Origin of the sequence: Pectobacterium sp. 1950-15 (assembly GCF_037136835.1) — a bacterium.
Taxonomy (GTDB): Bacteria; Pseudomonadota; Gammaproteobacteria; order Enterobacterales; family Enterobacteriaceae; genus Pectobacterium.
The window spans coordinates 115,569-132,152 of sequence record NZ_JBBBQR010000005.1; the positions used below are offsets into that span (position 1 = coordinate 115,569).

The 16,584-nt window shown below is 51.9% G+C and carries 19 protein-coding genes and 1 riboswitch; of the genes, 13 read left to right on the forward strand and 6 right to left on the reverse strand.

The window, feature by feature from the left end; translation table 11 throughout:
• Window positions 1-125 precede the first annotated feature (125 nt).
• Window positions 126-1,091, forward strand: coding sequence for a lipoyl synthase (gene lipA / locus WCT94_RS07905; RefSeq protein ID WP_010298756.1), 966 nt, complete (start codon window positions 126-128; stop codon window positions 1,089-1,091).
• Between the two features lie 82 nt (window positions 1,092-1,173).
• Here the strand turns inward: lipA and tatA are convergent, their stop codons facing one another.
• Window positions 1,174-1,371: a Sec-independent protein translocase subunit TatA gene (gene tatA / locus WCT94_RS07910; protein ID WP_015839460.1), complete on the reverse strand. Its 198-nt coding sequence runs from the start codon at window positions 1,369-1,371 to the stop codon at window positions 1,174-1,176.
• Window positions 1,372-1,597: 226 nt separating this feature from the next.
• A riboswitch (Fluoride riboswitch) is annotated at window positions 1,598-1,700 on the forward strand.
• A 99-nt stretch (window positions 1,701-1,799) separates the two neighbouring features.
• Here tatA and crcB point away from each other — a divergent pair.
• On the forward strand, window positions 1,800-2,183 hold the full coding sequence (gene crcB, locus WCT94_RS07915; protein WP_095994005.1) for a fluoride efflux transporter CrcB: 384 nt from the start codon (window positions 1,800-1,802) through the stop codon (window positions 2,181-2,183).
• A gap of 81 nt (window positions 2,184-2,264) precedes the next feature.
• Here crcB and cspE read toward each other — a convergent pair whose 3' ends face one another.
• Complete coding sequence (gene cspE, locus WCT94_RS07920; protein WP_005976270.1) at window positions 2,265-2,474, reverse strand: transcription antiterminator/RNA stability regulator CspE; 210 nt, start codon at window positions 2,472-2,474, stop codon at window positions 2,265-2,267.
• Between the two features lie 218 nt (window positions 2,475-2,692).
• Here cspE and WCT94_RS07925 point away from each other — a divergent pair, with 218 nt between their 5' ends.
• Entirely contained in the window at window positions 2,693-3,400 is a 708-nt protein-coding gene (locus tag WCT94_RS07925; RefSeq protein WP_336868966.1) for an aspartate/glutamate racemase family protein, read from the forward strand.
• 288 nt (window positions 3,401-3,688) lie between these two features.
• On the opposite strand, the gene ypfM is transcribed toward WCT94_RS07925, so the two are convergent.
• Window positions 3,689-3,748 (reverse strand): protein YpfM, encoded by a 60-nt coding sequence (gene ypfM, locus WCT94_RS20820; protein ID WP_145962348.1) that lies wholly within the window; start codon window positions 3,746-3,748, stop codon window positions 3,689-3,691.
• Between the two features lie 233 nt (window positions 3,749-3,981).
• Here ypfM and WCT94_RS07930 point away from each other — a divergent pair, with 233 nt between their 5' ends.
• The 4 genes from WCT94_RS07930 to WCT94_RS07945 are packed head-to-tail and all read left to right on the forward strand — an operon-like array spanning window position 3,982 to window position 6,353.
• Window positions 3,982-4,359, forward strand: coding sequence for an ArsC family reductase (locus WCT94_RS07930; RefSeq protein WP_336868967.1), 378 nt, complete (start codon window positions 3,982-3,984; stop codon window positions 4,357-4,359).
• 1 nt (window position 4,360) lies between these two features.
• A complete protein-coding gene (gene dapE, locus WCT94_RS07935; protein WP_336868968.1) occupies window positions 4,361-5,488 on the forward strand; it encodes a succinyl-diaminopimelate desuccinylase in 1,128 nt (375 codons plus the stop codon).
• Window positions 5,485-6,159 (forward strand): M15 family metallopeptidase, encoded by a 675-nt coding sequence (locus WCT94_RS07940; protein ID WP_336868969.1) that lies wholly within the window; start codon window positions 5,485-5,487, stop codon window positions 6,157-6,159. Before dapE ends, WCT94_RS07940 begins: the two co-directional genes overlap by 4 nt.
• 2 nt (window positions 6,160-6,161) lie before the next feature.
• The gene (locus WCT94_RS07945) at window positions 6,162-6,353 is read left to right on the forward strand and encodes a YpfN family protein (protein WP_015839454.1); all 192 of its coding nucleotides are present in this window, start codon (window positions 6,162-6,164) and stop codon (window positions 6,351-6,353) included.
• 63 nt (window positions 6,354-6,416) lie between these two features.
• Here WCT94_RS07945 and WCT94_RS07950 read toward each other — a convergent pair whose 3' ends face one another.
• The gene (locus WCT94_RS07950; protein ID WP_180778347.1) at window positions 6,417-7,316 is read right to left on the reverse strand and encodes a LysR family transcriptional regulator; all 900 of its coding nucleotides are present in this window, start codon (window positions 7,314-7,316) and stop codon (window positions 6,417-6,419) included.
• Between the two features lie 483 nt (window positions 7,317-7,799).
• Here WCT94_RS07950 and WCT94_RS07955 point away from each other — a divergent pair, with 483 nt between their 5' ends.
• The 6 genes from WCT94_RS07955 to WCT94_RS07980 all read left to right on the forward strand — a co-directional run bounded on the left by WCT94_RS07955 (window position 7,800) and on the right by WCT94_RS07980 (window position 13,465).
• Window positions 7,800-9,122 carry a CitMHS family transporter gene (locus WCT94_RS07955; RefSeq protein ID WP_336868971.1) on the forward strand — a complete coding sequence of 441 codons (1,323 nt, stop codon included), beginning with the start codon at window positions 7,800-7,802 and terminating at the stop codon, window positions 9,120-9,122.
• A 61-nt stretch (window positions 9,123-9,183) separates the two neighbouring features.
• Window positions 9,184-10,524, forward strand: a complete 1,341-nt coding sequence (locus WCT94_RS07960) for an acyclic terpene utilization AtuA family protein (protein ID WP_336868973.1) — start codon at window positions 9,184-9,186, stop codon at window positions 10,522-10,524.
• Window positions 10,524-10,823, forward strand: a complete 300-nt coding sequence (locus tag WCT94_RS07965; protein ID WP_319847024.1) for an AtuA-related protein — start codon at window positions 10,524-10,526, stop codon at window positions 10,821-10,823. The genes WCT94_RS07960 and WCT94_RS07965 overlap by 1 nt, the downstream gene beginning before the upstream one ends.
• A gap of 148 nt (window positions 10,824-10,971) precedes the next feature.
• Window positions 10,972-11,628, forward strand: a complete 657-nt coding sequence (atoD, locus tag WCT94_RS07970; protein WP_336868975.1) for an acetate CoA-transferase subunit alpha — start codon at window positions 10,972-10,974, stop codon at window positions 11,626-11,628.
• On the forward strand, window positions 11,628-12,275 hold the full coding sequence (locus WCT94_RS07975; protein WP_180778345.1) for a 3-oxoacid CoA-transferase subunit B: 648 nt from the start codon (window positions 11,628-11,630) through the stop codon (window positions 12,273-12,275). Before atoD ends, WCT94_RS07975 begins: the two co-directional genes overlap by 1 nt.
• A gap of 11 nt (window positions 12,276-12,286) precedes the next feature.
• On the forward strand, window positions 12,287-13,465 hold the full coding sequence (locus WCT94_RS07980) for an acetyl-CoA C-acetyltransferase (RefSeq protein ID WP_256599655.1): 1,179 nt from the start codon (window positions 12,287-12,289) through the stop codon (window positions 13,463-13,465).
• Window positions 13,466-13,776: 311 nt separating this feature from the next.
• Here WCT94_RS07980 and WCT94_RS07985 read toward each other — a convergent pair whose 3' ends face one another.
• Window positions 13,777-15,447: a methyl-accepting chemotaxis protein gene (locus WCT94_RS07985; protein ID WP_336868977.1), complete on the reverse strand. Its 1,671-nt coding sequence runs from the start codon at window positions 15,445-15,447 to the stop codon at window positions 13,777-13,779.
• A 362-nt stretch (window positions 15,448-15,809) separates the two neighbouring features.
• Window positions 15,810-16,427, reverse strand: coding sequence for an esterase (gene ypfH, locus WCT94_RS07990; RefSeq protein ID WP_336868979.1), 618 nt, complete (start codon window positions 16,425-16,427; stop codon window positions 15,810-15,812).
• Window positions 16,428-16,584 lie beyond the last annotated feature (157 nt).

The following is a 16,584-nucleotide window of genomic DNA, read 5'->3' on the forward strand; positions in this document are numbered from 1 at the left end:
ATTGTGGTTAGGCAAGATGATATAATTTTTATAGTTTTTTAAAAAAAAGTTTAATCAAAAACATAATCCTTTGAATTTGAATAACAAATTTAAAGAAACGATTCAGAACTGGAACTTACGCAAACATGAGTAAACCGATTCAGATCGAACGCGGCGTCAAATACCGCGATGCCGATAAGATGGCGCTAATCCCGGTACGTACTGTCGTTACCGAACGCCAAGAGCTTCTGCGCAAACCTGAATGGATGAAGATTAAGCTTCCGGCAGATTCAAGCCGTATTCAGGGAATCAAAGCGGCCATGCGCAAAAACGGGTTGCACTCAGTTTGCGAAGAAGCGTCCTGTCCGAATCTGGCGGAATGTTTCAACCACGGTACCGCCACCTTCATGATTCTGGGCGCCATTTGTACGCGTCGCTGCCCGTTCTGTGACGTTGCCCACGGCCGCCCGCTTACGCCAGATGCCAATGAGCCAGAGAAACTGGCTCAGACTATCCATGACATGGGCTTACGCTACGTTGTGATCACCTCGGTTGACCGTGATGACCTGCGCGATGGTGGAGCACAGCATTTTGCGGACTGCATTAGCGCTATTCGCCGTAAAAACCCGAATATCCGCATCGAAACGCTGGTGCCAGACTTCCGTGGTCGTATGGATCGCGCGTTAGAGATCCTGACCGCTACGCCGCCGGATGTGTTCAACCACAATCTGGAAAACGTACCGCGCGTTTATCGTCAGGTTCGCCCTGGCGCGAATTATGAGTGGTCACTGAAACTGCTGGAAAACTTCAAAAAAGCGCATCCAGATATCCCGACCAAATCTGGCCTGATGGTTGGATTGGGGGAAACCAATGCTGAGATCGTGGAAGTCATGCGCGACCTACGCCGCCACGGTGTGACAATGCTGACGCTGGGACAATATTTACAGCCGAGCCGCCATCACCTGCCGGTACAGCGTTACGTCAGCCCTGATGAATTTGATGAGATGAAAGCGGAAGCGATGGCGATGGGCTTTACCCACGCAGCATGCGGCCCATTTGTTCGCTCGTCCTACCATGCCGACCTGCAGGCGAAGGGCATCGAAGTAAAATAAGCGCTCATACATTTTTACACATTTTTTGTGTGGGATAAAAAACGGACGGCTATTGCCGTCCGTTTTGCTGTGTGAGGCGTGATCAGGATTCTTTGCGCGACGAATCATTCAGCGCTGCGGTATCATCCGTTTTTGCTGGCTGATCGTCATTCATCGCCTTCTTGAAACCTTTAATCGCCGCGCCCAGATCACCGCCTAAGCTACGAAGTTTATTCGTACCGAACAGCAGAATGATTAATGCGCCAATTACCAACAGCTTGGCAATACTAATACCTTCCATACAGACCTACCTGATTTACAGATGCTGGAGACGCCAGCGAACGAGAACACGTGCTTGTCGAAAAAATGCTTTATATCCTATGTCCTCTATGTAAAACCTTACGCAGCACGACACAATTGGCATCTGTAACAAAGTAAGACGTAGCGCTTTTGCACGCATTCAGATTGCTTTACAACTTTCCCCCTCAGCCTCACTACAAAAATCCCTTCTGAAGGCGTAAACTCCCCCACTGCGCGGAGATGACATTCCTCCCTACCCTGGCGCAGCCAAAACGCTGACCGCTGCAGACAGGGTACAACCGCCACCCGGCTAATGATGTCTACGTCCACCTCGCAGAGAGGGCGTAGCGTCCTGCCCAATACTCTCCGAGATCGTGAAAACAATCGATGTAAGAACATCCAAACAAAAACAGGCCAGGAAAGGTTTCTATGTTTAGTACATTACTCGCGGTATTTATTGGCGGCGGAGTGGGTAGCGTGGCGCGCTGGCAGCTCGGCGTGAAGTTTAATAATCTGTACCCAACGCTGCCGTTGGGCACCCTGCTTGCCAATCTAATCGGTGCCTTTGTTATTGGCGGCGCACTCGCTTTCTTCCTGCGCCATCCTCATCTCGATCAGGACTGGAAAATATTGATTACCACCGGGCTATGCGGCGGCTTAACGACGTTTTCTACCTTTTCCGCAGAGGTTGTCATGTTCCTGCAAAGCGGGCAGCTGGCAGCGGCGGGGTTACATGTGCTGTTGAATCTGGCAGGGTCGTTACTGATGACCGCGTTGGCGTTTGCCTTGGTCACGTGGGTGACAACACACTGATATCTTGTGGAAATGGATAGCACGTGGAAAATTAAGCAAAAAAAACCCGCCATTGGCGGGTTTTTCACGAAATCGGTATAATTAAATAGCGTTAACGTTAGCAGCAGAAGGACCTTTGGCACCGTCAGTGATTTCGAACTCTACACGCTGACCTTCAGCCAGAGTTTTGAAACCATTGCTCTGGATGGCAGAGAAGTGTACGAACACGTCTTTGCTACCATCTTCAGGAGTAATGAAACCGAAGCCTTTGGACTCATTAAACCACTTAACACTACCTTTAATCTTAGACATCAAACTTACCTTTACATGAATGAAAGACACAAAATCTGTGTCAGGTACAGTACAACAATAGATTGGCCTTTTGTCCAGTTGAAGTTGGATAAAAAGTGATAAAAATCGCTAAAAAGATATACCGGACGACCTCGCTGCCCTATTTTAACTCGATGCAGAACACAGAGCGCTCGGTTCGGGCCGATTCATCACTTTTTATGATATCGAAGGAAGGTAGTATGGTAAGCAAAACGCTGGGTCTGATCGGGGGAATGAGTTGGGAATCCACCATCCCGTATTACCGTCTCATCAACGAGTATGTGAAAAGCCAACTTGGTGGCCTGCACTCCGCCAAAATCATCCTGCACAGCGTCGATTTCCACGAGATAGAACAATTGCAGGCACAAGGTGATTGGGAGCAGTCAGCCGCCGTCCTCGGCAATATCGCGGTGGGATTACGCCAGGCAGGCGCGGATGCTATCGTCATCTGTACCAACACCATGCATAAAGTGGCCGATGACGTTGAACGTGCCTGCCAGCTTCCTCTTTTACATATTGCCGATGCCACCGGCGCCAGCCTGAAACAGCACGGATTGAAGAAAGTCGGCCTGCTCGGAACCCGCTACACAATGGAGCAAGATTTCTATCGTCAGCGCATTCAGGAACGATTTGGCGTGGAGGTAGTGGTTCCCAACCATGAGGGAAAAGCGATCGTTAATCGCATCATTTACGACGAACTTTGTCTGGGGAACATTAACGACGTCTCACGGCAGGCCTATCGGGACATTATCCAGCAGCTTGAACAGCAAGGCGCAGAAGGCATCATCTTGGGTTGTACAGAAATTCCGTTACTGATCGGTGATCAAGATGCGACAGTTCCTCTTTTTGATACCAGCAAGCTTCACGCGATTGCCGCAGCAAAATTTGCGCTTAACCAATCATCATGATGAATTAATTGAATAAAAGGGAAATTACCCGCGAACTTAATAATACCCTCTTTTATTCACTCAAGTTTCCCCTTTTTTCCTCTAAATAATTCGAGTTGCAGGCAGGCGGCGACACAGTGAATCCCCAGGAGCTTACATCAGTAAGTGACTGGGGTGAGCGAGGAAAGCCAACGTACATGCAACTTGAAGTATGACGAGGATAGAAAAAAAGCAGTATTGAGAGACTCAATACTGCTTTTTCGCATAATTTTATTCCTGGTATGGAATGACTAACAGTACTTCTCGTTATTATTTACGTAACATTGTTTCAATAAAATCTTTCCAAGTGCTTACTTCTACTTCTACCATACAAACCTCTTGGTGATTAACGGCGACGTATTATATGCACAGTTTTTAATCAAATAAAAGTACCGTACCAGTATAAAAAGCGTACTAACATTTATTTCTGCTACACAGTTCACAGTAGATCTCCCCGCCTTTTTTCGGCATGCTGGGCTATCGCACGATCGGGCCCCGTCGGGCCGTGCTGTCGAGTACAGCAATCGTTATGCAACCCAATAAGCAGAAAGGATTTTACCCCTATGGCGCTGACCATGTACGGCATCAAAAACTGTGACACTATAAAGAAAGCGCGCCGCTGGCTGGACGATCAAAAGGTGGCGTATCGCTTCCATGATTACCGTGCCGACGGTCTGGATGAACAGTTGCTCCAGCGCTTTATCGACCAACTGGGGTTTCAGGCCTTACTCAACACACGTGGAACAACCTGGCGTAAGCTCAGTGAAGAGCTGCGTGAACGCATCAACAGCGATAACCACGACAGCGCAGAGGCCGCCAAAAACCTGATGCTGGAGCAGCCGGCGGTGATTAAACGACCGTTGCTGATTGCCGATGACGGCAACGCGCTGCTGGGGTTCAGTATCGACAGCTACCAGAAATTTATTGCGGAGAAAAAATAACGTGTCTTGCCCAGTCATAGAGCTCGCTCAACAGTTAATTAAACGCCCTTCCCTTAGCCCGAACGACGAGGGCTGCCAGGCGCTCATGATTGAACGCCTGGCAGCGATGGGCTTTACCGTCGAAGCAATGGATTTTGGCGATACCCAAAATTTCTGGGCATGGCGCGGCACAGGAAAAACGCTGGCCTTCGCCGGGCACACTGACGTGGTTCCCAGCGGGGATGAAAGCCAGTGGCAGCACCCGCCGTTTGAGCCGATCATTCGCGACGGTATGCTGTACGGCCGTGGCGCGGCGGACATGAAAGGTTCACTGGCCGCGATGGTGATTGCCGCCGAGCGCTTTGTCGCCGCCCACCCGAATCATCAAGGGCGTCTTGCGTTTCTGATTACCTCGGACGAAGAAGCCAGCGCCGTTAACGGCACGGTAAAAGTGGTTGAGGCGCTGATGGCACGCAACGAGCGATTGGACTACTGTCTGGTCGGCGAGCCGTCCAGTACGCACGTCGTGGGCGATGTGGTAAAAAACGGCCGTCGTGGTTCCATCACGGCGAACCTGCGCGTACACGGCGTACAGGGGCACGTTGCCTACCCTCATCTGGCGGACAACCCTGTTCACCGAGCAGCACCAGCGCTGAACGAGCTGATCGCCACCGAGTGGGATCGGGGCAACGATTTCTTCCCGCCAACCACTATGCAGATTGCCAATATTCAGGCAGGCACCGGCAGCAATAACGTCATCCCCGGCGAACTGTTTGTGCAGTTTAATTTCCGTTTCAGCACCGAATTAACGGATACGCTGATTCAACAGCGCGTAGCGGAATTGCTGGATCGCCACCAGCTCAATTACACCATTGACTGGAAGCTTTCCGGCCAGCCATTCCTGACCGCACGCGGCGAACTGGTCGATGCCGTAGTGAATGCCGTCAAGCATTACAATGAGGTTACGCCAGAGCTGCTGACCAATGGCGGCACTTCCGATGGCCGCTTTATCGCTCGTATGGGCGCGCAGGTGGTTGAACTGGGTCCCGTCAATGCCACGATCCATAAAGTGGACGAATGCGTCAGCGCCGCAGACCTGCAACTGCTGAGCCGCATGTACCAGCGCATTATGGAGCAGCTCATCGCATGATGACGTCAGCTATGTTAACCGGTAAAAGCGACCAGCATCTGGTCGCTTTAGACGGTCGCCATCGCCTTCAGCCGGAGGCGGTAACGGCATTTCTGGCGCTCCAGCTGGCGGCAAAAACCGCAGGGTTTAACCTACAGCCTGCCAGCACGTTTCGTGATTTCGAACGCCAGCGTCAGATCTGGAATGGTAAATTTCGCGGCGAGCGTCCCGTCATGGACGCAAACAGCCAGCCGCTGGATGTCTCATCTCTGGACGACGGCGAGCGCTGTGAAGCGATTCTACGCTGGTCTGCCATGCCCGGCTCCAGCCGTCACCACTGGGGCAGCGATCTCGATATCTACGATCCCGATTTATTACCCGCAGGCAGCTCGCTCCAGTTGGAGCCGTGGGAATATGAAGAAGGCGGTTATTTTGCCGCATTGAACGCGTGGATGAGCGCGCACATGCATGAATACGGTTTTTATCGGCCTTATGCGCACGATCTCGGCGGTGTCGCAGTCGAACCCTGGCATATCAGCTATTATCCATTAGCACAGTATGCGGAAGAACAGCTTACACCCGACCTCATTCTTGCCGCCTGGCAAGATGAAGATATTGCAGGCTACCACTGGCTTTGCCAGAACTTGCCGCAGCTGTTTACCCGTTATATTCATAATGTTGATGAGGCGTAACCATGGCATGGCTGGCTGATTACTGGTGGATAATCCTGATTATCCTGATAGGCATGCTGATTAACGGCATCAAAGAATTGCGCAACGTTGACCACACGCGTTTTCTGCTCAACAAACCCAAACTTCCCCCGCATCGTGACAACAACGATAAATGGGACGATGAAGACGACGACTGGCCAAAGAAAAAACCCTGATACCGGCCATCGCCAAACCGCCTGCACGCGAGTTAAGCCCCGCGCTGCGGACGGTTTGGGTTCTCACGCGGCGGGAACAAAACTTTCTGCCCGTTCCAGAAGAAAATCATAAAACTCTTTCGCACACACCGAAAGCTGGCGCTCTCTATCCGTCACCAGATAGATACCGCGCTGTAGCGATAAATCCCGGAATGGGATAATCGCAATGTCTTTGTGCTGAAACTGGAACAGCGTCAGCCCCGTCACAATACTCACGCCATAATTTGCCGCCACCAGCCCCATCATGGTGGTCAACTGACGCACTTCCAGCACGTAGTTAAAACCTTCCGGTTCGATAAGCTGATCGGTGTACTGTCGGATACTGGTGCCTTTGCAGAACCCGACAAACGGGTATTGCGCGACATCGGCCACATCGACACTGTCGCGCTGCGCCAACGGGTGCGAGTTCTGGCAGATCAGATAAAAGCTGTCGGCAAACAGCATGCGAGAACTGAACGTTCCCGGTGACGGCTGCCCTGCCGTCAGCGCCAGATCGGCGCGCCCATCCAGCACCGCCTTCAGGCAGCGATCCCACTGCGTATCCAGCAGTTCAACCTTAATCTTGGGGTAAGCGCGGTGATATTGCGCCAGCACCTGAGGTAACCATTCCACTGCCATTGACGGCAATACCGCCAGTACAATCTTCCCTTTGTACCCCGTGGCATACGACTTGATTTCACCGACGGCATCGTCATGGGTTTGCACCAGCCGACGGGCAATATCAATGAAATGGAGGCCATCAGCATTGAGTTGCACTTTACGTGTATCACGGTCAAATAGCCGATAGCCGACTTCTTCCTCCAACCCGGCAATTAATGAACTAAATGCAGGCTGAGAGAGATTTATTTTCTGAGCCGCGCGCGTGAAATTATCGGTTTCCGTCAGCGCGATAAAGGCTCGTAATTGTTTTATCGATAAGTTCATAGTGTTTTTATATAAATAAAATGAAGTCTCCGGTAAGAAAGGAACAAATTCAATAAAAAAAATCGGTAACTGCCATTTTTATGATCCTTCCCGCATTTATTTAATTCCATTCAAACACAGCCCACTATTCATAAAAATGGACACTTTCGATAAATATCACAAATCATAAAAAACAATTACGTAAAAAGACCCAATTAAATAAACCAAATCAATCAATTAGACATTAATAAGAAAATCAAAACAGTTAATACCATTAACAAATAAAATAAACCCATCAGATTTACGAATAAAACCATTGCGATTACGAGTTAGTATAAAGAGGGTTGAGGGTGATAAAAATAGTGCAGACAAGAAATCAAATGACTCTGGCGTAAGCACTCATTTGTTTTGTTAATTATGACAAGGATTGTTATTGAGTTGTTTAATTTATTGTAAATAAAACAAATAGGCAACATACAAATATATTATTAAAGAGGATCTTTTATGCTAGCTCTCATCGGGGTGCTAACCATAGCCACCCTGCTCTTTTTCATCATGACCAAACGAATGTCGCCTCTGGTGGCGCTGATCGTGATTCCCGTTCTTGGCGCGCTCGCGGCAGGCAGCGGCACCGATACCGCGAAATACGTGGTGGACGGCATCACCAAACTGGCCCCAATGGCGGCGATGTTTGTGTTTGCCATCGCCTTTTTCGGTGTCGTCACCGATGCTGGCATGTTTGATCCTATCATCAAAGGGATCTTACGCATGGTCGGCACCAGCCCGGTAAAAATCATTATCGGCACGGGCGTATTAGCACTGATCGCGCATCTGGACGGTAACGGTGCCGTCACCTTCCTAATCACCATTCCTGCAATGCTGCCGCTGTTTAATAAGCTCGGCATGGACAAGCGCATTCTGGTCGGTATTACCGCACTCAGCGCGGGTGTTAACTTCCTGCCGTGGACCGGGCCGATGATCCGCGCCGCCGCCGCGTTAAACACCACCACGCATGACCTGTTTATTCCGCTTATCCCAGCGCAGCTTTGCGGTCTGACCTTCATGGTGCTCATGGGCTATTACTGGGGCAAAAAAGAAGAGAAGCGTCTGGGATTAGCGTCGGGTAATCCGCTGGCTGGCAGCTCACCGTCCATCGCGGCCGAAGCGCATGTGAAAGAACTGACCGATGCCGAAAAAGCGCTGCGTCGTCCGAAGATGTTCTGGGTCAACATCGCGCTGGTGCTTGCCGTTATCGGCACGATGGTGTTTACCAAAATTTCACCTACGGTCGCCTTCATGATCGCGCTGACGCTGGCGCTGATGTTCAACTACCCCAACGTTGAAATGCAGAAAGAGCGCATTAATGCCCATGCCAAAGCGGCGCTGATGATGGCCAGCATCCTGTTTGCAGCGGGTGCGTTCACCGGCATCATGAGCGGCACCGGTATGCTGAAAGCCATGTCGCTCTCGGCGGTCAGCTTTGTGCCGGAATCTTTTGCCTCCCACATTCCGTTTATCGTCGGCCTGATCTCCATGCCACTGAGTCTGGTGTTTGACCCTGATTCGTACTACTTCGGCATCATGCCAGTCATTGCCCACACTGTGGACATGCTGGGTGTACCACCGATTCAGGTCGCGCAGGCTTCCGTATTAGGACAGATGACCACTGGCTTCCCGGTTAGCCCGCTGACGCCTGCCACCTTCCTCCTGGTTAGTCTGGCGGGTGTCGATCTCGCCGACCACCAGAAGTTCTCTATCCCTGTGCTCTGGGCCGCCAGCGTCATCATGACGTTCGCCTGCGTCATCTTCGGGGTCTTTCCTCTGTAGGAAACGCACCGTTTCCCATTGATGACGCCAACAGACACATTTCATTGATAAAGGTAAGTTTATGAAGACAATTCGTATTGGTTCCGGCGCTGGCTATGCGGGCGATCGCATCGAACCGGCCGTAGAACTGGCTCAAAAAGGTGACATTCAATATCTGGTATTTGAATGTCTGGCGGAACGCACTATCGCTATCGGCCAAAAGCAGAAGCAGCAGAACCCGGAAAAGGGCTACAACGAACTGCTGTCTGACCGCATGCACGCCGTGCTGCCGCTCTGTCTGGAAAAAGGTATCAAGATCATCACCAACATGGGCTCGGCTAACCCCGTGGCAGCCGGTCAGCGCGTATTGGAAATCGCCAAAGAGATTGGCGCAGACAAGCTGAAAATCGCCGTCGTCACCGGTGATGATGTGCATTCGGTACTGATTGCACAGGATTCCAAGCTGGATGAGATAGGTCAGCCTGTTTCACGCTGCGGCAAAGACATTATTTCCGCCAATGCCTATCTGGGCGCGGATGCACTGGTAGAGGCTCTGCGTCAGGGCGCAGACGTGATTATTGCCGGACGCGTTTCCGACCCGTCGCTGTTCCTGTCCGCCATGATGTATGAATTCAACTGGGCAGCCGATGACTGGGATCATCTGGGCAAAGGTACCTGCCTCGGTCACCTGTTGGAATGTGCAGGTCAAATCACCGGCGGCTACTACGCCGATCCTGGTGTTAAAGACATCCCTCATCTTGATCGTTTGGGCTTCCCAATCGCGGAAATTAGCGAAGATGGCAGCGCCGTGATTACCAAAGTAGAAGGTTCCGGCGGCCGCGTCTGTGTGGATACCTGCAAAGAACAGCTGCTGTACGAAATCCACCGCCCGGATAGCTATATCACCCCGGACGTGATTGCCGATTTCAGCCACGTCACGTTTACCCAAGACGGTGAAAACCGCGTACGCGTGCAGGGTGCCACCGGACGCGCGAAAACCGACACGCTGAAAGTCTCCGTCGGCTATCAGGACGGGTTCATCGGCGAAGGCGAAATTTCTTACGCCGGCCCCGGTGCCGTCGCGCGCGGCCGTTTAGCGCTGGATATCGTCAAAGGGCGCTTTGCACTGTGCCAGATTGATCTTCAGGAAGTGCGCTATGACCTGATCGGTGTCGATGCCCTGCACGGTGCGCAACGGTCGCAAAGCAGCGAACCGTATGAAGTCCGCGCACGCGTCGCGGCACGCTGCACCACCAGAGCGCAGGCGGTGAAAGTGGGCAACGAAGTTGAAACGCTCTATACCAATGGCCCGGCAGGCGGCGGCGGTGTTAACAAAGCGGTGAAAGAAATACTGGCGATGGATTCTACCCTGCTGTCTCGCGCCTGCGTCACACCAGCCGTTGATTATCTGGAGATTAAATAATGAAACTGCGTGAAATTGCTCATTCCCGTACCGGCGATAAAGGAAATACCTCCAATATTTCGCTGATTGCCTACCGGGCAGAAGACTATGACGTGCTGAAAGAGACGATCACGGCCGAGAAAGTAAAGGCCTGGTTTGCCGATATCGTGACAGGTGATGTCGTTCGCTATGAGCTACCCGCGATCGGCGCTCTGAACTTCGTTATGTACGGTGCTCTGGGCGGTGGTGTTACGCGTTCACTGGCACTGGATATGCACGGCAAAGGATTAAGCTCGGCCATACTGGATATCGATATTTAATCCGATAACAGAGAGCAGGTGGCGGTGATTTATCCCCCCTGCTCCCGCGAAATAACTGACATGTGCCACAGTAATTAACAGGTATTTATTTACCTGTGGGGATTCGTGCGGCCATTTTCCAGAGTCATCATTTAAGAGTAAAGATGCAATGAATAATAAAGTCATTGATGCCAGCCATTTCCGTTCTTATTTATTTGATGGAATGACAATTATGTTCGGTGGTTTTATGGGCGTCGGAACACCGAAATTATTGGTAGATGAGATCATTAAATCCGGCGTCTCTGATTTAACCCTGATCGGCAATGATACCGGCTTTGTCGATACCGGCGTTGGGCCGTTAATTGTCAGCGGTCAGGTAAAAAAACTGATTACCTCACATATTGGTACAAACCCGGAAACCGGACGTCGCATGATCGCCGGTGAATTGGACGTAGAGCTGGTGCCGCAAGGGACGCTGGCAGAACGCATTCGCAGTGGTGGTGCAGGCTTAGGCGGCTTTCTGACGCCAACAGGCGTTGGCACCATTGTCGAAGAGAATAAACAAAAAATAACCCTTAACGACATTACCTATTTATTAGAACTGCCGATTATGGCAGATCTCGCCATATTACAGGCCAGTGTTGCCGACACCAGCGGAAACCTTATTTACCATCTCACCGCCCGTAATTTTAACCCGCTCATTGCGCTTGCCGCGAAGAAAGTCGTGGCGCAATGCGAACAGGTTATTCCGGTTGGTCAATTAGCACCAGAATGTATTGTCACCCCAGCGGCGCTGGTCGATCACCTTTATTTGGGAGAAAAATAATGGATGCGAAAGAATTAATCGCCCGCCGCGTTGCGCTGGAGCTGAAAAACGGCGACGTGGTGAATTTGGGTATTGGTTTGCCCACCAAAGTCGCGAATTACGTCCCGCACGGCATTGAAGTCACCTTCCAGTCGGAGAACGGCTTTTTAGGATTGGGGGCAATCACTGAACCGGACAGCAATCTGGTTAATGCCGGTGGTCAGGCATGCGGCATGGTGCCCGGCGCGGCCATGTTCGACAGCGCGTTTTCCTTTGCGCTGATTCGCGGCGGCCATGTCGATGTCTGCGTGCTGGGCGGCTTGCAGGTGGACGAGCACGGTAGCCTCGCCAACTGGATGGTACCGGGGAAAATGGTGCCCGGCATGGGCGGCGCGATGGATCTGGTTGTCGGCGCGAAGAAGGTCATTATCGCCCTGGAACACTGCGCCAAAAATGGCGATGCGAAGCTATTGCACCAGTGCACCTACCCGCTGACCGCCGCCAATAAAGTTAGCATGGTCGTCACAGAACTGGCGGTCTTCCAGTTTATCGACCAACAAATGGTGCTGACCGAAATCAGCCCTGACATCACCGTGGACGAACTGCGCCAAAAAACCGAGGCGAACTTCATCGTGTCCGCCGATTTAAAACCCTTCAGCATCCATTAATCGAGGCGACCATGAACGACTCCGTTGTTATTGTTAATGCCAAACGCACCGCAATCGGTAAATTCGCAGGCAGTCTGGCCAACACATCCGCTATCGAGATGGCGTCAGCCACCATTCGTGACTGTCTGTCGACGCTGCCGGACACGCTGGCGGTTGATGAAGTGATTCTCGGCAATGTGCTGCAAGCTGGTCTGGGTCAAAACCCGGCACATCAGGCGAGTCAGGCTGCCGGTCTCTCTTTTGAGACCCCCTCGCTGACCGTCAGCAAAGTCTGTGGTTCCGGCCTGAAGGCCGTCGTGCTCGGCGCACAGTCTATTCTGTCCGGCGATAATCAGGTCTGCGTAACGGGCGGGATGGAAAACATGAGCGCCGCGCCTTACCTGCTGGAAAAAGCGCGCCACGGTTACCGCATGGGAAATGGCAAGCTCGTTGACATCATGATTAACGATGGCCTGTGGTGTGCGTTTAACGATTACCACATGGGCACCACGGCGGAAAATATCGCCGAGCGCTACCAGCTTACGCGTGAAGAACAAGATCGGGTGGCGCTGGCGTCCCAGCAGAAAGCCGTCGCCGCAATTGAGGCTGGCCGCTTCAAGGCGGAAATTACTCCGCTGTCACTGCGTAACAAGAAAGAGACGCGGATCTTCGATCGGGACGAATTCCCTCGTGCGGATACCACGCTAGCGTCGCTGGCAGCGCTACGTCCGGCATTCTCCGCGAACGGCACCGTCACCGCAGGCAATGCGTCCGGCATTAACGATGCGGCCGCGACGCTGGTGTTAATGCGTGAATCCGAAGCGAAAAAACAGGGGATTACCCCGCTGGCGCGTATCCGCAGTTGGGCATCTGCTGGTGTACCGAGTGAAGTCATGGGGCTGGGGCCGATTCCGGCGACGCAGAAAGCGCTACTCAAAGCCGGGCTGACAATCGGCGATATCGACCTGATTGAAGCCAACGAAGCCTTTGCCGCGCAGTTTCTGGCCGTACAGCGCGATCTCCAGCTCGATCCAGAAAAAGTGAACGTCAACGGCGGTGCGATTGCGCTGGGTCACCCTATCGGAGCAAGCGGCGCGCGCATTCTTGTCACGTTGGTACACGCGCTGCACAGCTACAACAAAACGCTGGGGCTGGCGACGCTGTGCATCGGCGGTGGGCAAGGTATCGCGATGATCGTTGAGCGCATTTAAAACGGGTTGTTGGTCGAAACATGTGTCAGAGAATAAAGTAATCCGACCATCGACAAACCTATTTGCAGAACGAAAACGGGAGTAACGGAATAGAAGAGTAAAGCGTTTGCGCCAGGGACAAAAACGTCAGGAACGTTTTTGAACGTCGCTTGCGACGGCCCTGAAAGGGTGAATCTCAGGGATGAGATTCATATCTGCGCAAGCCGAGCGTACATGGACGTATTCACAGCGTCTTTACGATCTATCCGTTACTACCGCTCTACGGACGGTTTTTATTGTTTTAACTGGGGAACAGCAGCACGACTCCTAGGCTAAAACGTTTCCCAGTTCGCATTTGCCGAGCCAGAGGATGCGGGTTTGGGCAACAGCGATGTCGGTAATGCAGCAAGAGACGGCGCACTCTCGGTGCGATGTTCCTGTGCTGCCGATTGATTAATTTTGAACACCGCCACCGCGTTCTGTAAATATCTGGCCTGCTCTTCCAATGCCGCCGCGGCAGAAGCCGATTCCTCCACTAGCGAGGCGTTTTGCTGGGTGACGCGATCCATTTCATTGACCGCCTGCCCGACCTGCTCGATCCCCCGGCTTTGTTCATCGGACGCCGACGCGATTTCCCCCATGATATCCGTTACCCGACTCACGGCGCTGACGATTTCTTTCATCGTATCGCCCGCGTCTTTTACCTGCACAGAGCCGGTATTGGTGCGGCTAACCGAATCATCAATCAGCGTTTTGATCTCTTTAGCTGCCTGAGCGCTGCGCTGCGCCAGCGTTCGCACCTCCCCTGCCACCACGGCAAAACCTCGTCCTTGCTCACCGGCACGCGCGGCCTCTACCGCCGCATTCAGCGCCAGAATATTGGTTTGGAAAGCGATGCTATCAATCACGCTGGTAATGTGGGCAATTTTTTGCGAACTGTCGGCGATCTCATTCATCGTTTTCACGACATTATCGACGACAGTGCCGCCTTTATTCGCCGTATCTGACGCATTTTTTGCCAGCTGCGTAGCCTGACGCGCATTGTCAGAGTTTTGTTTCACCGTTGAGGTCAACTGTTCCATGCTGGCGGCTGTTTCCTGTAGCGAGGCGGCCTGTTGCTCCGTACGCGAAGACAGATCGTTGCTGCCGACCGAGATTTCACTCGCCCCAGAGTGGATGGAGTGGGAACTGTCGCGCACCAGACTCACGGTGCGGATTAATGACTGCTGCATATGGTGCAGCCCCGCCGCGAGCTGGCTCATTTCATTACGGCCGGCGGTATCAATAGGATGCGTCAGATTGCCCTCGGCGATCGCGCTGATATGCCGCATGAGCGTGCGCAGCGGGTGCAAAAGAATGCGCTGCAACCCGATCCAACTGAGGATAATCACCAGTACGACAACAACGGACAAAGCGCCCAGCAGCCACAACATCGTTTCAAACGCCGTGTGGTTTTCCTTCAAGCCGTCATCCGACAGTTGGTTTTGCGCCTCACGCCACGTAATGTAGGTGTCCTGCATCGCCACGTTAAGCGGCGTGGCACCACTACTCAATTTCATCGCCGCCCCCGCTAACCCGCCGGAAAGCGAATCAACAATATCATTCAGCAGCTTGTCGTAAGCGGTATAACTCGCCTCAAGTTTTTTGGATAACGCGTCATCCAATCCGGGCGTATTAGGCAGAGACAAATAGTGTTTATAACTACTCTCTGAGGCAGCCAATTGCGATTTAGCCTGCTGTAAGAGCGCCTGCATCGCCTCTTTATCCGCATTCCCCATCATCATGTTTTGTATAATCGAGCCAATAGCGATGCGCGTCTGATTCATCATAATCCATGCATCAGTAAAGGCGGCCACATTCTGGTTAGAGCGTTGGGAAACAAGGAATCCCTCTCTGTCGTTAATCAGTGCCCGAACGGATAGCGCACCGGTTAAGAATTGAGATATCCCCAAGACAAACAACAAGATAACAAGGATGGTAATGACTTTTATGCGTTTAAACATGGCACACCCTCTTTTTCCATAAGGATGGAATATTTATATCGGAAAAAAGAAGATAAATATTGAACACTCAACACAAATAAAAACATTGCCTATATTATTTAACATCCAAATATGGATTATTTTATTTTTAATATGGATAAAAATTCATTCCTAAATGACATACTCGAATTTGAATGCAGCGTAGGAAAAAAAAGCAATAAGAGAATCTGATGGAATGAACGCTAAATAATTCGAGTAGCGTGATAACACATTCGCACGTTGAGCGACATATGCCCGTGTTCCTGCAAAGCCAGCCCTGTAACGGACCGGCATGTAAAGGAAACCAACGAACAGGCAGATTAGAGTATGGCGGAACTAGCGGGTTATTTGAGATAGGCCAACGCCTGTTTCAGCATCCGTTCATCAATCCCGTGCCCAACAGCGGGCGCGATATCCAACGTAAACGCAGTCCCCAGTCTCTGAAAACGCTCAGCGGCAGCATGAGCGTGTCCAACCACAATCACACCGTCCGCTTCACCGTGAATCAGGTGTACCGTAACATCAGCAAAGGCTTTTTCTGGCAACACGGCAAAGCGGCCGCTGAACGCGATAATGTGCCTGGCCAGCGCAGATTCTGACTTCAACGCTTCGAGCGACATAATACTGCCCTGAGAGAAGCCCACCAGCACGGTTTGTTCCGCACTCATGCCACTTTGTTCCTGCCAGTGGCGCACCGTCTCCACAAAACGCGGCAGGTTTGCTTCAATACGAGATAAACGATTCTCTTCCGTGATCCCCTGCACAGAGAACCACTGCCGACCGTCGCCATAGCCGGTGCTGAACGGCCCGGCGATACTGATCACCATCGCCTGCGGCAAGGCGGCGGCAAAATAGCGCCCAATCTGTGCCATGCCCGCGGCGGTATCGCCCACGCCATGAAACAACAGGATTAACCGATTCGCCGCCGAAGGCTGCTGAACAACAACATAATCTTGATTCACGTTTCTCTCCTGAGAACCTGCGCCGAACGCCACCCTCTGCCAGCATTCGTCATAAAGTACGGTTAATGCTCACTATACGCCGCGTGCTAAAAGGAGAAATCGGGAATTACTGAACGAGATGTTCCATTTTTTGCAACGACAGCGGGGACATGCCGCC

Bases quoted from the DNA above. Each gene is read 5' to 3' on its own strand.
- lipA (WP_010298756.1), top strand. From the start codon at position 126: ATGAGTAAACCGATTCAGATCGAACGCGGCGTCAAATACCGCGATGCC.
- tatA (WP_015839460.1), bottom strand. From the start codon at position 1,371: ATGGAAGGTATTAGTATTGCCAAGCTGTTGGTAATTGGCGCATTAATC.
- crcB (WP_095994005.1), top strand. From the start codon at position 1,800: ATGTTTAGTACATTACTCGCGGTATTTATTGGCGGCGGAGTGGGTAGC.
- cspE (WP_005976270.1), bottom strand. From the start codon at position 2,474: ATGTCTAAGATTAAAGGTAGTGTTAAGTGGTTTAATGAGTCCAAAGGC.
- WCT94_RS07925 (WP_336868966.1), top strand. From the start codon at position 2,693: ATGGTAAGCAAAACGCTGGGTCTGATCGGGGGAATGAGTTGGGAATCC.
- WCT94_RS07930 (WP_336868967.1), top strand. From the start codon at position 3,982: ATGGCGCTGACCATGTACGGCATCAAAAACTGTGACACTATAAAGAAA.
- WCT94_RS07940 (WP_336868969.1), top strand. From the start codon at position 5,485: ATGATGACGTCAGCTATGTTAACCGGTAAAAGCGACCAGCATCTGGTC.
- WCT94_RS07945 (WP_015839454.1), top strand. From the start codon at position 6,162: ATGGCATGGCTGGCTGATTACTGGTGGATAATCCTGATTATCCTGATA.
- WCT94_RS07950 (WP_180778347.1), bottom strand. From the start codon at position 7,316: ATGAACTTATCGATAAAACAATTACGAGCCTTTATCGCGCTGACGGAA.
- WCT94_RS07955 (WP_336868971.1), top strand. From the start codon at position 7,800: ATGCTAGCTCTCATCGGGGTGCTAACCATAGCCACCCTGCTCTTTTTC.
- WCT94_RS07960 (WP_336868973.1), top strand. From the start codon at position 9,184: ATGAAGACAATTCGTATTGGTTCCGGCGCTGGCTATGCGGGCGATCGC.
- WCT94_RS07965 (WP_319847024.1), top strand. From the start codon at position 10,524: ATGAAACTGCGTGAAATTGCTCATTCCCGTACCGGCGATAAAGGAAAT.
- atoD (WP_336868975.1), top strand. From the start codon at position 10,972: ATGAATAATAAAGTCATTGATGCCAGCCATTTCCGTTCTTATTTATTT.
- WCT94_RS07975 (WP_180778345.1), top strand. From the start codon at position 11,628: ATGGATGCGAAAGAATTAATCGCCCGCCGCGTTGCGCTGGAGCTGAAA.
- WCT94_RS07980 (WP_256599655.1), top strand. From the start codon at position 12,287: ATGAACGACTCCGTTGTTATTGTTAATGCCAAACGCACCGCAATCGGT.
- WCT94_RS07985 (WP_336868977.1), bottom strand. From the start codon at position 15,447: ATGTTTAAACGCATAAAAGTCATTACCATCCTTGTTATCTTGTTGTTT.